Origin of the sequence: Planococcus ruber (assembly GCF_022819085.1) — a bacterium.
Taxonomy (GTDB): domain Bacteria; phylum Bacillota; class Bacilli; order Bacillales_A; family Planococcaceae; genus Planococcus; species Planococcus ruber.
Genome location: NZ_JALHAG010000012.1, coordinates 351331 through 364878, shown reverse-complemented (window position 1 = coordinate 364878; position 13548 = coordinate 351331). Strand labels below are relative to the sequence as shown.

Here is a 13548-nt window from a genome sequence, read left to right as displayed (position 1 = left end):
TCACGGGACAAGCGACATTTGCTCTTTTAACTCTTCTGCCCATTTCCAATCGCTGATGCGGGCAGCTTCTAATACGTGTTCCGTTTTGCTTGCGCCCAAAATGGCCGAAGTGACAGCCGGCTGATTTAATAGCCAAGCGAGCGAGAGCTGGGATAAACTCACGTCCTGCTCTTTCGCAATTTCCTTGAAGCGCTCGATCCGGTTAAAATTCTCTTCTGTAAAATAAGGCTGGATCAATTCCTCTCCCTTGGCTGCCCGGCTGCCTTCCGGCAAATCATCTTTCGATTTATATTTGCCGGACAACATTCCGCGCGCCATTGGGCTATAGACAAGCAACCCCATCTTTTCAGATTCACAGAAAGGGATAATTTCATTTTCAAGTTCCCGGGACAAAAGATTGTACTGTGATTGCGAACTGACAAAACGCTCTAAATGGTTCAGCGCGCTAATGCCTTCCGCTTTTGCCATCTGCCACGCCGCAAAATTTGAACAGCCGATATACCGGACTTTCCCTTGCCTCACCAAATCCGTCAAGGCCGACAACGTTTCTCCCAAAGGAGTGCGTTTATCAAAGCGGTGCACTTGATACAAATCGATGTAATCCGTTTGAAGCCGCTTCAATGAATTTTCCACTTCCCGCATCATATGGAATTTCGATAACCCCGCATCATTGACATAATGCCCCATCGGAAGCCCGACTTTCGTTGCCAGCACCACTTTGTCCCGCTTGCCTTTTAAATGCTTGCCGATGATTTCTTCCGCTTCCCCCGTCCCGTATTTAAAAGATTCGTCTTGTCCTTTTCCATAAAAATTAGCCGTATCGATCAGATTGATCCCTGCATCAAAAGACTGCGCCAAAATTTCTGCAGAAGCCTGTTCATCAATCCATCTTCCAAAAGCCATCGTACCCAGGCTTATATTGGATACACGCAAACCAGTTTTCCCGAGATTCCGATATTTCATACGCGCCTCCTCCGAACGTTTTTATCACAGCGAGACCTTCTTTTCAGCCTAATTCGCCCCGTTCCCTCTAAATCCCTTTATTTCCAGAAAACTCGAACAATTAAATAACAATTTGCGGATAAATTATATATACTGGATACATCAATCGAATGACAAAAGATAAAAAATGGAGGGTAGCTATGGCCACTTTAAATTATTCCTTAGTCGATGTATTTACTTCTACAGCTTTTGGAGGCAACCAGCTCGCCGTTTTTCACGACGAATCGCCCCTGCCTTCAGCTACGATGCAAAAAATTGCGCGTGAACTCAATCTTTCGGAAACCGTCTTCATTCAACCCCCTGCCGATTCCAATAACCAAAAAAGCTTGCGCATTTTCACGCCAAAAGTGGAATTGCCGATGGCCGGGCATCCGACAATCGGCGCTGCCTATGTCCTGGCCGCTGCAAACAAAATTCCTTTAGCGGCCGGCAAAAATGATTGGATGTTCGAAGAGCCTGTCGGCGAAATTCCTGTCAGCGTGTATGAAAAAAACGGACAAATCGAGAAAGTCGAAATGACCCAGCCTTTGCCGGCTTTTGGCAGCATTTATGAAAAGCCTGGCCTTGTGGCCGATTTACTGTCTCTATCTGTTCGGGATTTTGATAAAAACTTGCCGCTTCAATCCGTTTCATCGGGTGTCCCGTTTCTATACGTCCCGGTCCGCTCGTTGTCTGCGATGAAGCAAATCAAGTTTCGGATCGATATCTGGGAAAAACATTTCAGCAACAATTCCTCTACTCAAAACATTTTTGTTTTCACTACTGAAACCGTACAAAAATCTTCCACCGTCCATAGCCGAATGTTTGCACCCGCTATGGGAATTCCGGAAGATCCGGCGACAGGCGCCGCTTCCGGACCGCTTGGCGCTTATCTTGTTGAAAATGGTGTGGTCGCGCCGTCTAAAAACCAGTTCTACCATATACGCAGTGAACAAGGCTTCGAAATGGATCGGCCAAGCTTTATCGAGATCACAGTCGGCAAAACCAAGGGAGCCATTTCTTCCATTAAAATTGGCGGCAATGCTGTAAATATAGGGACGGGGCAATTGCAATTGCCTGATGCATTCTAAAAAAGCGAGGCCTGCAATCATCTGCAGGCCTCGCTTTTGGTACTATCTTTTAGTCGGCATTGCTTTCCATTGGTCTTCCAGCCATTGGTCAAACGCTTCGCCTTTTTCACCTTTATACGTATCATAGATATCGACACGCATTTTTTGCAGCTTCACTTTAAAATCTTCATAGCTATGGTCTTTCGGCAAACTTTTCTTGATGCGAACCAAAACTTTGCTGGCGTCTTTGATCAAGTCGCCTTGCTTCTGCTCTGGCATTTCTACATCTTCGCCCAAATCCACAAGCTGGTTATATGCAGCCTGCTGCACTTTATAAACCGGATCATGGTTCATCCGGTGAGTTAGAATATCAATCGTCTGGCTGTTTTTCCATTTGCCCAGTTCTTCAACCGCAGCTAAGCGTTCTTTCCAATTGGCTGTCCGGTTCGCAGCTTTCTTCAATTCATCGTAATTTGGCGGCAAGTTCTTCGTATTTTTATCTTGACTCAAAAAATTCATTCTCCTTTGATCATTCCCCTCTACGGAAAATGAAAGTATGCCTACTGGTCTGTTGATAGGCTTGTTTCTGTATTGTACCATCATCTGTCCCAAAAAGAAAAAGCTCCCCATTCGGGAAGCTTAAAAGGCAGTATCGGTAGTGATCATTTCTTTGATGGCTTTCGCCGCATAGGCGATATCCTGGTATTGGATAATTTCTCCGCTTTCCACATAAGTGAGCACGAGAAGATCCTTATCTTTGCCGGCTTTCACAGTCACATAAGGCTCTCCCGCTTTTGAAAAAGTTTGGGTGATATTGACCGTATTATAATAGCTGACCGTTTTCAATAATTCTTGAATCGCATCGTACGTCATTAAGAATTCCCCATTTCCTGATGGAAATTGACTAAATAAAGTCTGACAGAATCCATAAATTGAAGTGATGCTAACCATAACACATTTCCCTTTTTTTAGCAAATTCCTTAGAGGGAAGCAACCGCCTCAATCAGCCTGTCCACTTCCTCTTCTGTATTGTATGGAGCAAGGCCAGCACGAATCCAGCCGCCGCTTCCGTTGACATCCAATCGGTCGCCTAGTGTTGAGGCATAAAAATGTCCGGATGCTGTAAAGATGCTGTATTGCTCGGCTAATAATCTACAGACTTCCAACGGTTCAATGCCCTCCACCTGGAAAGCGATTGTCGGAGTTTTCGGTACATCTTCCGCCGCTTGCCATAGGCGGACTTTTTCTATTTTTGCCAGCCCTTGGCGCAATCGTCCCGCAAGGTAATTTTCGTAGTGCTCAAGTTTTTCCATTCCTGAAACGAGCCGTTCCCGTCTAGATTCCCCTTCACCAAACTGCTCAAAAAATTCGATAGCAGGCTTGATTCCAGCAATCCCTTCATGGTTTTGCGTACCAGTCTCCAATTTATCCGGATAATAGCTTGGGGACGTGGTCAATTTATACAGCTCAAGGCTTTCAAAAACGGATTCTTTAATGGCAGCGATGCCGATATGCGGTCCAAAAAATTTATAGGCTGAGCACAAAAGGATATCGATGCCGTAGCGGTCACGGTCGATGACGATATGCGGAGCTGCATGAACCGCATCCGCTGCAAACAGTGCGCCTACTTCTTTTGTCCGTTCCACAATCGGTGCAATATCGACAATGGTGCCAATCGCATTAGAGGCAAGGCCAACCGCTACGAGTTTCGTCTTTTCGTTGATGATTTCCGTTAACTTGCTTACATCAAGTTCCATCGTTTTCGTGTCGACAGGAATCCACTTTACTTTGAGCCCGTGGTCTTCCGCCATCATGAGCCAAGGATCGACATTTGCGCGGTGGTCCATTTCGGTTACGACAATCTCATCGCCAGCATTGAACTGTTTGCCAAGTGCAGCTGCAATCGCAAACGTCAATGTCGTCATATTGGCGCCAAACGCCACTTCATTTGCTTGTACATTTAAAAAATCGGCTACGGCACTTCTTGCTTCTGAAATCACCTCTTCTGTTTCCCAGCTGGAAGGAAATGTCCCGTGAAGATTGGCTCCCCCTTTTTCCATGTATCCCGCAATTGCCTGAATCGCTTTTTTTACTACTTGCGATCCGCCTGGGCCATCAAAGTATGCCACCTGCCGATCTTTATAAGTTCTGTTCAGCGCTGGAAATTGTCCGCGCACTTCTGTTATCGGAAAAGCCGTTTCAGTAATTTTCATGAATGCATCCCCTTTTTCATCAATGTCTCTTTCAATAAAACATACTTTTTCCCGAGAAGTCTAATGCCGGCCATTGAAAATTTGAAAATTCTTTAATTTCCCGCATCCGCTTTCGTTCGAATGAATCATCAGATTCAGGATTGAAAAGCATCGCTCGGGGTAAACCTTAACTAATGTTAAAAATCATCATTTATTTTATTGGAGGGATTTGGGATGGCAAAAGAATTGGCAATGCACGAAAAATTGGAAGTCCATGAAGTATTAATCTTCAAAACAAGCTGTATCGCTAAAAGCAAAGTATTCAGCGGTCTTGTGGAAGACGATGAATTGCGGCAGCTACTGGAGGAAGACATTAAATTATCCACGAAAGCGGTTAAAGATTTACGCAAAGTATTAGCAGATGCAAGCAAATAATTCGCAGACGGATGAAGGAGGAATTTGGCTATGGCAAAAAAAGATGAAAAAAACAGCACAAAAAAAGATGTGAAAAAGACAGCCAAGAAAGAAGATAAAAAGAAAAATGTGAAGGCGGAACCAGAAGCTATGACGCAAACGCAGGAAAGTGAAGCGATCAATAAAGATGCCTTGGCACTCCCGGCTTCCATGCTTGACGACTTGGCTATCGCCACCGATTTTCTTGTCACAGCTAAAGCCGCTGTCCGGAATCTGGCTGTCGCGATTACTGAAACAGCCACGCCGGAAGTGAAAAAGCTTTTGCGGCGCGAGTTGGACAACGCCATCGATACGCATGATAAAATCGCCCAATACATGATTAAAAAAGAAATGTACCATGCCTACGATATTGAAGAACAAGTCAATCACGATCTGAAAAAAGCAGACATCGCCCTTGAATTAGCGAAGAAATAAGAAAAACCGCTCCAGTGTAATGGCATACTGGACCGGTTTTCTATTTTTATTGCCCTTTGAGAATTTGATCGATTTCATCCAAGATTTCCGCTTCCAGACGGATGTCCGAAGCGGCGATGTTGGAAAGGACTTGTTCCGGCTTTTTGCCTCCCGGAATCACGGCATCCACCCCCGGCTGTTCAAGCAGCCACGCTAATGCAAGGTTCGATACATCCGTGCCTTTTTTCTTTGCCACTTCTTTCAGCTGCTCCACAATCCGGATGTTCTTTTCGAAATTCCCTTCCTGGAAAAGCGGTACGCTTTTGCGCCAATCGCCGTCTTCCAGTACAAAGTCTTCGGTATATGTACCGCCTAAAATGCCAAAAGCAAGCGGACCGTAAGCCACAACCGAAATCTTGTTTTCCACGCAATAAGGGAGAATCTCTTGTTCGATTTCGCGGTTGAGCATATGATAAGCCAACTGGACTGCTGAAATCTCTCCCGTTGAATTGGCTTCCTTCAATTGCTCCAAGGAAACATTCGATACTCCTATCGCTTTGATTTTGCCTTCTTTTTTCATTCGGGACAGTTCAGCGACGGCTTCACTGATCGGCGTTTTTCCGTCCGGCCAGTGGATATAGTAGAGATCCACATAATCGAGCTGGAGCCGCTCCAGACTTTCTTCCAAGGCACTGCGCAAATAAGCGGGTGAATTGTTTTTTGTTCCGCTTCGCCAGTCGCTGCCGCCTTTGGTCGCAATGACAAATTGGCTTCGGTCATATTCTTTCAACACTTCCCCTACCAATTCTTCAGAACGCCCCTTGCCGTAAATATCAGCTGTATCAATGAAAGTGATGCCATTGTCCAATGCAGCACGGACAAAATCCTTCCCTGTCTCCTCATTCAAGTCGCTGTAAAGATTGTGTCCTCCTACCGCATTTGTCCCTAATCCCAGCGCAGAAATCTGTATATTTGTTTTTTGCAACGTCGAAAATTTCATCCAATCGCTCCTCTACGGTTCAGTTTATAGTTTTTCCAATTCCATCGTTCCACTGATGTCAACGCCTCTTAAGGCTTGTGCCGCTAACCGGTCGGCTTCGGCATTCGCTTTTCTGGGAATCAGTTCGTATTGTGCTTGAATGCCCAACTTTTCCAGGCTTCGGTCAATCCGGTCTGCCCAACGGGATAAATCATTTTCATAAACGGGCCATTCTCCGCTCATCTGATTTGTGACGACATTGGAATCGCCTCGGAAAACAACCGGCAAATGATGGACATTCAATCGTTCAAGTTCCAGGACGCTCATATGGAGAGCCGCATATTCCGCTTCATTATTGGAAGAAAGCTCTGCCGCTTCGACATTCTGGCGGAGACGGTAAGCTTTGCCGCTTTGTTCATAATAGATCACACAGCCAAGCCCGGCTCGTCCCGTATCCTTATCAAATCCGCCGTCAAAATAGACTGTTACGTTATGGGGTTCTGTTTCGATTCCTTTTAAATAGGCTTTTAACTCTTTTACCGTCCAGCTGGAATCAAAACGGTCTACAAATTCCAGGCTTTTTGCCCGGCCGGTCTTTTGAATATCTTCTGCCATTAACAGTGCGTGGGCAGCAGTAAGTTCTTCAGACTGGAAAAAAGCTTTCGTGCCTTTTGGCGATTGATAGCTCCAGTCGATGCGGACCTTCATGGCGCAAGCCTCCTTTCCATTAACAAAAGCTTCTATTTTTCTATTGCCTATTCCTTTTCTTCTAAAACAAAACCGGGAAATCCAGCTTACGCATTCGTTTCCAATGCAAAAGTAGAAAAACAAAGTGCTGCCGCTCCGATGACTCCTGCATGTTCACTCAACTCTGCAGGCACTACTTTCGTCCTTCTTCCGGCAGGATTCAATGCATGCGTTTGGATATAGCGTTCCATATGCTGATACAAGAGATTCCCCATTTGGGAAACGCCGCCTCCAACAATGATTTTCTCCGGATCCAGCATATTCACTAAAGAAACACTGGCAGCTCCTAATGCCCAAAAAACATGGTCTATGTATCGATCCAATTCTTCATAGCCGTAGCCATATAACTCAAACACGGCTTTAGTCGTCAGCTTCTGCCCGATGATTTCCGAACCGTTTTTTGCAATCGCCCGGCCGGAAGCAATCAAATCCAAACAGCCAATTTGGCCGCAAGAACAGAGGCCGTAACTGGGATCCATCACGGTATGGCCAATCTCTCCGGCATTGCCTCGGCTTCCGCTGAGCAATCGTCCATTGGCAACAATGCCAGCTCCGATTCCTGTACTTATCGTTAAATAAGTGAAATTCAAGCTGTCTTTTCCAGCACCAACCCATTTTTCCGCAAGAGCAGCAGCATTGGCATCGTTCTCGATCAAAACGGGAACAGCAAAAGCTGCTGCTAACATCTCTTTAACTGGGACATCAATCCAAGACGACAAATTAGGAGGTCTATGGACCACTCCTGTCCGCGTATCAAGAGGTCCTGGCACGCCTACGCCAATGCCTAAAAGATCCGTTTCTTTCCCCGCTTGGCCCTGGATAGCTTTCTGAATAACTTGAATAATTTCGTCCATCACCTCATCAGGCGATTTCGACAAATCCATTGGAAATGCTGTTTTGCTAGTGATTTTTCCAGACTGTTCAACCACTGCCACCGCTATTTTCGTTCCGCCAATATCCACGCCAATTGCGTATTCCATTATCCGGCCTCCTTTGTAAACCCTTCACTCCCATATCGTAAGGGAAATTCCAGCGGATAACCAAATTAAAAGCCCTGCCCGCCAAAAAATGGCAGGCAGGGCTTGGCCAAATAAATCAGCCGAGTCTTTTCGTTTCGCTTGCTTTATAGAAAGGCGTTACAAAATAAAGCTCTTCATAACGGTCTTTCGAAATCTGATACAACTCTTTAAAAATGGGTTCGTCTATTGTATAAAAGTGCATGGCATCCGGCATTTCCTTCAGTTTTTGAGGTGCTTGATCCCATTTCACTTCATCTATTTCCACCCATACACTTTTTGCTCTGTAAGCATTTCTCAGCGTGAGCCGGGCAAATAAGGTAATGTATTTAATATTGTCTTCCACATGCGTATCTTTGACACGCATGAATTGAAATCTTACCGTTTCTGCACTTATTGGTTGATGGCAAGTCATATTCCCACAGCTCCTTTTCCGCTCTGAAACTGAGATTGTCTATTTCCAAGACATTTATCGAAGCAAGGGTTACCCCTTAATGAGTAGAATAAACTTTTTTATATTTCCGTTTGCCGCGCGTTTTCTTGCGGCAATTGGTCTTCTGTAATGCCGAGGAATGCATATGCTTCCTTATTTCCAGCCTCAAAATTTCCGTTGAAGATCCGTCTTGAAATTGATACAATCCCACTTCTGTTCGCCATGCGTTCGAGTTGGTTCTGCATGAATTTGGAATTGCATAATACCGCAACTCGCTTCAGGTGAGGAATCAGCCAAATTTGAAGTTCCTCCCAAGCATCATAAGCATCCGGATTGAAAACGAACGCCTGCCCTTCTTTTACCATCAGCCGATTATCGATCAGCATCTTAATCTCGCCTTTTTCCATTAACAAAATTTGGCTTTTCACATATTTCGAAATATGCGCGACATCACTCTCAGTTAGAGGGCCAGTAATTTTCAGCCAGAGAAGTTGTGCTTCCAGATTGACCAGACAAACGAATCTAGACTCCAGCGGCTTTTTCAGCTCTTTCTTCACCGATGCCAGCCGAGCAGCAAAGCGCTCATCTTCAAAAAGATAATACAAATCAATGCCCATCGCATTCGCCAATTTTTCAATATTGACCAATGACAAATTCTTTTCCCCTCGTTCGATTGCCCCCACATACGATCGATCCAAGTCAGCACGAGTGGCTAATGCTTCTTGCGTCATTCCGGAATTGATGCGAAGCTCTTTAATTCGTTTGCCAAAATCTTTCAGTACGTCCACATTAGCTCCCCTGCCCTAAGTTACTTATGTATTTATTATATATTTGATATCTTTTAATTTCTATAAAATAAATCATATTTTTATGCCATTTTGATATTTTTCACTTTAAATTCACTTTATATCTCTTTAACCGGTTAAAAATGCAGGAGATTTTGATTAAACGGGATGTGCGTTTGGTCCCTCCTCCCTCAGGTTACTCAGATTCTTATCATGATTATAGGGAGTCATTCTTTTGATATGCTACGGCTTATAATACCCATTTTAAAATAAGTTATCTTTTTAGAAAATTTTTCATGAAAACCAAAAAACCGGAAACAAAAGTTTCCGGTTTTTCTTTTTCATCGATTCATTTTTTCGAATGACAGCCTTCTTCGGGCTATTCAGCGGACTTGAAGCCGGCGGTTTTGTTTTAACGCTACCGCCTCCCCTCGATGCCATATAGTCAACTCATCCCCTTCGAGCAATTCATAGGAAACAGCGTCTTTTTCAATATGGATATTGATCAGCCGCCCTAAGTATTGAAAATGGAAATGGAACGACTGCCATTGTTCGGGAAGCATCGGGTTCAGATAGAGCCCGGTTTCTTTTACACGGAGCCCGGCAAATCCGTAAACAATGGCCAACCAAGTTCCTCCCATATTCGCCATGTGCAATCCGTCTTTTGTATTGCCATGGGTATTATCCAAATCCAACCGGGCAGTTTCGCGGAAGTAGTTGTACGCCCTTTTCTGATAGCCGAGTTTTGAGGCCATGATGCTGAAAACACTATAAGAAAGAGAAGAATCATGCGTGGTGATTTCTTCATAATAATCGTACGAATTCTTAAGTGTTTCTTCGTCGACGTCGTCTTCCAATAAGAAATGGGCAAGTACCGTATCTGCCTGTTTGCACACTTGATAGCGGTAAAGCGTCAAAGGATGATAGTGGAGCAGCAACGGAAACTTATCGACCGGCGTCTTCTCCAGATCCCATCTCGATTTCTGCAAAAAGCTATCGTCCTGCGCATGGATTTTCAGTTCTTCATGATACGGAAGGTACATTTTGCCCCCTGCTTCCTTCCATTTTTCGGCTTCCTCCTCCGTTAGCTCGAGCTTTTCCGCCACTTCTTCCAAACGCGAAGGCGCTTTTTCTTCCAAAAGCCGATAGACTTTTTCAGCCCATAAGAGATTATGCTGTGCCATCTTATTAGTGTAATAGTTATTGTTGACGACGCATGTGTATTCATCCGGCCCTGTCACACTATCGATTTTAAATTGATTGTTGTGGAAATGTCCGGTATCCACCCATAATCGGGCTGTTTCAAATAACATTTCAGCCATATAGTCCTGCAAAAATTCTTCATCTTTCGTTACGAGATAATATTGAATATAACTGTAAGCAATATCTGCACTTATATGATATTGAGCCGTACCGGCTGGGAAAAATGCCGAACTTTCAGGGCCGTTGATCGTTCGCCAAGGAAACAGCGCGCCTTTTTCATGGCCCATGACTTTCGCCCGCGCCCGTGCACTGTCTAAAATCGAATAGCGGTGCAGCAGCAAGTTTTTTGCAATTTCCGGATTGGTCATTAAAAAGACCGGGAACATAAAGATTTCCGTATCCCAAAAATAATGCCCTTCATAGCCTTCTCCTGAAAGCCCTTTTGCCGCGATATTGCTGTATGGATCTTTCCCGACCGACTGGAGGAGCTGATACAGGTTAAAGCGGATGCCTTCTTGGAGCTTTTCATCTCCTTCAATGACCACATCTGAATTTTTCCAGAAACGGGCCATGTACATTCCTTGCTCCGCCACCAGGTCATCGAATGCTTGAAGCTTCACTTTTTCGTGCAAAGGCAGGGCAACTTCGACCAACTCATCCCCGTGCCGCAGTGAGTCCGTATAAATATTGTATTTCGTAAATCGAATAGGTTCTCCAGAAGAAGCGCAAACGTACACTTCTTCAATTCTCGATTTCCCGACCGTTTTGCTGTAATGAGGATCAACAGCTTCAATATGCGAAGAACTGATGCATGCCACTTCCAGTTCCGTAACATATGTTAAATCCTTAATTAGATTATACGCATCTTCACTCCGCACCTCGATGACATCGAGCCGCTTTGCATGTCCCGATGCAACTCTCGGATCATTAAGATCAACGAAATTCGTTACTTCCCCTTCCAAACTGGAGACGATTTTCACTTCCTGAATGCCTTGGATCGCTTCGATGGTCACTTCTTGAGCAAATAATTCACGGGTAATAAAAGAAACAATCCGTTTAAAATGAAGCTTCGCTTCTCTTCCTTTTGGTGATTTCCAATGGACAATCCGTTCAGCGAACCCTTGATCCATGTGCAGATTCCGCTCAAAATGAAACAATTCCCCTTCAAAAACAGAGAATTTTTCATCATCAAAATAAATCTCAATGCCCTGCGAGTCAATGACATTCAAGATTTTTTGCTGCATGACCGGATAGCCATATAACTTTTCACCATACGTAATTTCCGTTTCATCATGAAATGCATTGATGTAAGTTCCGCGAATTGAGCTGAAGGTTTCGGGATATCCTTCCTCGAAATTCCCCCTCACCCCCAAATAGCCATTTCCTAGAGACAAGATGCTTTCGTCCAGCAGAAGATTATGATTATCTACTTCATTTTTTGTCAGTTTCCATACCATCGTGTTTCACTCCTCAATTGCTTCCATCTGCAGCAGTTCATTAAAAAAGCAGTGAATAAATTAATTCGCTGCCTTTTTTTGATTGTATTGGTTAATGATTTCCTCAAACTTCAATTCATTTGTGGCAGCGACTAAATAGTCAGCATTCGGAAGATGCGCTTTATCTCCTACCGCCACTGAAAACATATTGGCGCTATTGATCGCTTCGAGTCCTGCTGCCGAGTCTTCAATACCGATGCATTCGCTGTAAGGCACGTTTAAGGCATCTGCTGCAGCCGTAAACGTTTCAGGATCCGGCTTTCCTTTTTTCACTGTTGAAGCATCCACAATATAATCGAATTCAGCTGTCAAGCCGAGCAGATCCAGAACATGTTTGGCGTTTTTGCTCGCCGAGCCAAGGGCAATTCGAATGCCATGCTGTTTGTTGGCATGCAGCAGCTCTTCGATGCCAGGCAAAATGTCTTTTGGCCCCATCCGCTCAATCATCTCTAAATAATATTCATTTTTCTTTAGCGCCAGTTGTTCTTTTTCATCAACAGATAGATTTGAAGCGGAAGGGTCAAGCGAAAGAATTAATTGGAGCGATTCCATTCGGCCAATCCCTTTCAGCCGCTCATTGAATGTCCGGTCGATATGAATGCCCAATTCCTCTGCCATCTTTTGCCAAGCGAGAAAATGATATTCTGCCGTATCTGTAATGATACCGTCCAGATCATAGATAAACGCTTTTGGATAAAATGTCATGCCATCTGTCCTCTCTATCTATAATTCGCTAGAAACTTGTAAATCATTTCAGCTTTCTTACGCTTTGCCGTTCAATTAATTGATGCTCCACATAGAGATGCTGCTGTCCCTGCTTGCCTTCCTTCAATTCCTGCAGCAATTTCGCTGACTTCCTGCCAATTTCAACAAAGTCTTGCTGAATGGTAGTCAGTGCCGGCTGTGTATAGCTGCTAAACACTAAATCATCAAAACCTGTCACCGAAATATCTTCCGGCACTGAAAATCCGGCTTCGGCAATGGCTTTCATCACGCCAAATGCCATCAAATCGCTGAAGCAGAGAAAAGCAGTAGGCTTATGGAATTTCAAACGTTTTTTTGCCGCAGCAAAAGCTTGCTGTTCAGAAAAATCCGCATAGACGATGTGGTTTTCTTCCAGCTCTAAACCAGCTTCCCGATAAGCCTGCTGTACCCCTTTCAGCCTTTCGCTATTGACGTAGGTTTCGCGAGTTCCCGCGACGACGACGATATCCCGGTGACCATTTTTTAACAAAAAGCCTGCTATATCCCTGCCAGCTCGAGCGTTATCAATCGATACACTTCCAATCAACCCATTTTCGGTTTCGGTCATGATATCTAAAACCACACAGGGGACATTGGTATCGATCAGCTCTTTATAATAGGGATCGTCTGTCCGTATCCCTTGCAAAATGGCTCCTCCAATATTCCGTTCCCGGCAATACTGAAGATAGCTTTGCTGTTTCTGGCTAAGCGAGTCAATCAAGTAAATCGATAATTCATAAGGGCTTTCAGAAACGGCTTTATATACACCTTTGAAAATATCAAAGGCATTATTGTCTTTTTCATTATTATTCAATACACCTGAAGAAATAAGTCCGAAAGTAAGCTGTTTTTTCGATGATAAATTCTTCGCTACAATATTAGGCGAATAATCCAGATCTTTCGCTATTTCCAATATGCGCTGCCGCGTTTCTTCGCTGACGTCCGAGTAATTATTAAAAGTTTTGGAGACTACGCTGATCGAGACGCCCGCTTTTTTTGCCACATCTTTGATGGTCGCCAATGATATTCTCACAT

Annotated in this window: 15 protein-coding genes; 3 read left to right on the top strand and 12 right to left on the bottom strand. The window is 44.3% G+C overall.

Features of this window, described 5'->3' with window-relative positions:
• Complete coding sequence (locus MTR82_RS16550; protein WP_246809949.1) at positions 1-963, bottom strand: aldo/keto reductase; 963 nt, start codon at positions 961-963, stop codon at positions 1-3.
• A gap of 179 nt (positions 964-1142) precedes the next feature.
• Between MTR82_RS16550 and MTR82_RS16545 the strand changes: the two genes are divergently transcribed.
• Positions 1143-2072 carry a PhzF family phenazine biosynthesis protein gene (locus MTR82_RS16545; RefSeq protein ID WP_246809948.1) on the top strand — a complete coding sequence of 310 codons (930 nt, stop codon included), beginning with the start codon at positions 1143-1145 and terminating at the stop codon, positions 2070-2072.
• A 42-nt stretch (positions 2073-2114) separates the two neighbouring features.
• Here MTR82_RS16545 and MTR82_RS16540 read toward each other — a convergent pair whose 3' ends face one another.
• The 3 genes from MTR82_RS16540 to MTR82_RS16530 all read right to left on the bottom strand — a co-directional run bounded on the left by MTR82_RS16540 (position 2115) and on the right by MTR82_RS16530 (position 4264).
• Positions 2115-2570: a HEAT repeat domain-containing protein gene (locus MTR82_RS16540; protein ID WP_052652502.1), complete on the bottom strand. Its 456-nt coding sequence runs from the start codon at positions 2568-2570 to the stop codon at positions 2115-2117.
• 120 nt (positions 2571-2690) lie between these two features.
• Positions 2691-2924, bottom strand: coding sequence for a hypothetical protein (locus MTR82_RS16535; protein WP_199876621.1), 234 nt, complete (start codon positions 2922-2924; stop codon positions 2691-2693).
• A gap of 107 nt (positions 2925-3031) precedes the next feature.
• On the bottom strand, positions 3032-4264 hold the full coding sequence (locus MTR82_RS16530; RefSeq protein WP_246809947.1) for a cysteine desulfurase-like protein: 1233 nt from the start codon (positions 4262-4264) through the stop codon (positions 3032-3034).
• A gap of 213 nt (positions 4265-4477) precedes the next feature.
• Between MTR82_RS16530 and MTR82_RS16525 the strand changes: the two genes are divergently transcribed.
• Positions 4478-4678: a hypothetical protein gene (locus MTR82_RS16525; protein WP_052652507.1), complete on the top strand. Its 201-nt coding sequence runs from the start codon at positions 4478-4480 to the stop codon at positions 4676-4678.
• A 189-nt stretch (positions 4679-4867) separates the two neighbouring features.
• Complete coding sequence (locus MTR82_RS16520) at positions 4868-5131, top strand: spore coat protein (protein ID WP_407674805.1); 264 nt, start codon at positions 4868-4870, stop codon at positions 5129-5131.
• A gap of 46 nt (positions 5132-5177) precedes the next feature.
• Here MTR82_RS16520 and MTR82_RS16515 read toward each other — a convergent pair whose 3' ends face one another.
• The 8 genes from MTR82_RS16515 to MTR82_RS16480 all read right to left on the bottom strand — a co-directional run bounded on the left by MTR82_RS16515 (position 5178) and on the right by MTR82_RS16480 (position 13534).
• Positions 5178-6110: an aldo/keto reductase gene (locus tag MTR82_RS16515; RefSeq protein WP_246809946.1), complete on the bottom strand. Its 933-nt coding sequence runs from the start codon at positions 6108-6110 to the stop codon at positions 5178-5180.
• 24 nt (positions 6111-6134) lie between these two features.
• The gene (locus tag MTR82_RS16510; RefSeq protein WP_246809945.1) at positions 6135-6797 is read right to left on the bottom strand and encodes a ribonuclease H family protein; all 663 of its coding nucleotides are present in this window, start codon (positions 6795-6797) and stop codon (positions 6135-6137) included.
• Positions 6798-6883: 86 nt separating this feature from the next.
• A complete protein-coding gene (locus MTR82_RS16505; protein WP_246809944.1) occupies positions 6884-7816 on the bottom strand; it encodes an ROK family protein in 933 nt (310 codons plus the stop codon).
• Between the two features lie 115 nt (positions 7817-7931).
• Entirely contained in the window at positions 7932-8267 is a 336-nt protein-coding gene (locus MTR82_RS16500) for a hypothetical protein (protein WP_246809943.1), read from the bottom strand.
• A 98-nt stretch (positions 8268-8365) separates the two neighbouring features.
• Positions 8366-9073, bottom strand: coding sequence for a helix-turn-helix domain-containing protein (locus MTR82_RS16495; protein WP_246809942.1), 708 nt, complete (start codon positions 9071-9073; stop codon positions 8366-8368).
• 380 nt (positions 9074-9453) lie between these two features.
• The gene (locus MTR82_RS16490) at positions 9454-11730 is read right to left on the bottom strand and encodes a glycoside hydrolase family 65 protein (protein ID WP_246809941.1); all 2277 of its coding nucleotides are present in this window, start codon (positions 11728-11730) and stop codon (positions 9454-9456) included.
• Between the two features lie 60 nt (positions 11731-11790).
• On the bottom strand, positions 11791-12474 hold the full coding sequence (gene pgmB / locus MTR82_RS16485) for a beta-phosphoglucomutase (protein ID WP_052652518.1): 684 nt from the start codon (positions 12472-12474) through the stop codon (positions 11791-11793).
• A gap of 43 nt (positions 12475-12517) precedes the next feature.
• A complete protein-coding gene (locus tag MTR82_RS16480; RefSeq protein ID WP_246809940.1) occupies positions 12518-13534 on the bottom strand; it encodes a LacI family DNA-binding transcriptional regulator in 1017 nt (338 codons plus the stop codon).
• Positions 13535-13548 lie beyond the last annotated feature (14 nt).

Bases quoted from the DNA above. Each gene is read 5' to 3' on its own strand.
- MTR82_RS16525 (WP_052652507.1), top strand. From the start codon at position 4,478: ATGGCAAAAGAATTGGCAATGCACGAAAAATTGGAAGTCCATGAAGTA.
- MTR82_RS16535 (WP_199876621.1), bottom strand. From the start codon at position 2,924: ATGACGTACGATGCGATTCAAGAATTATTGAAAACGGTCAGCTATTAT.
- MTR82_RS16505 (WP_246809944.1), bottom strand. From the start codon at position 7,816: ATGGAATACGCAATTGGCGTGGATATTGGCGGAACGAAAATAGCGGTG.
- MTR82_RS16490 (WP_246809941.1), bottom strand. From the start codon at position 11,730: ATGGTATGGAAACTGACAAAAAATGAAGTAGATAATCATAATCTTCTG.
- MTR82_RS16530 (WP_246809947.1), bottom strand. From the start codon at position 4,264: ATGAAAATTACTGAAACGGCTTTTCCGATAACAGAAGTGCGCGGACAA.
- MTR82_RS16540 (WP_052652502.1), bottom strand. From the start codon at position 2,570: ATGAATTTTTTGAGTCAAGATAAAAATACGAAGAACTTGCCGCCAAAT.
- MTR82_RS16500 (WP_246809943.1), bottom strand. From the start codon at position 8,267: ATGACTTGCCATCAACCAATAAGTGCAGAAACGGTAAGATTTCAATTC.
- MTR82_RS16550 (WP_246809949.1), bottom strand. From the start codon at position 963: ATGAAATATCGGAATCTCGGGAAAACTGGTTTGCGTGTATCCAATATA.
- MTR82_RS16510 (WP_246809945.1), bottom strand. From the start codon at position 6,797: ATGAAGGTCCGCATCGACTGGAGCTATCAATCGCCAAAAGGCACGAAA.
- MTR82_RS16545 (WP_246809948.1), top strand. From the start codon at position 1,143: ATGGCCACTTTAAATTATTCCTTAGTCGATGTATTTACTTCTACAGCT.
- pgmB (WP_052652518.1), bottom strand. From the start codon at position 12,474: ATGACATTTTATCCAAAAGCGTTTATCTATGATCTGGACGGTATCATT.
- MTR82_RS16515 (WP_246809946.1), bottom strand. From the start codon at position 6,110: ATGAAATTTTCGACGTTGCAAAAAACAAATATACAGATTTCTGCGCTG.
- MTR82_RS16520 (WP_407674805.1), top strand. From the start codon at position 4,868: ATGCTTGACGACTTGGCTATCGCCACCGATTTTCTTGTCACAGCTAAA.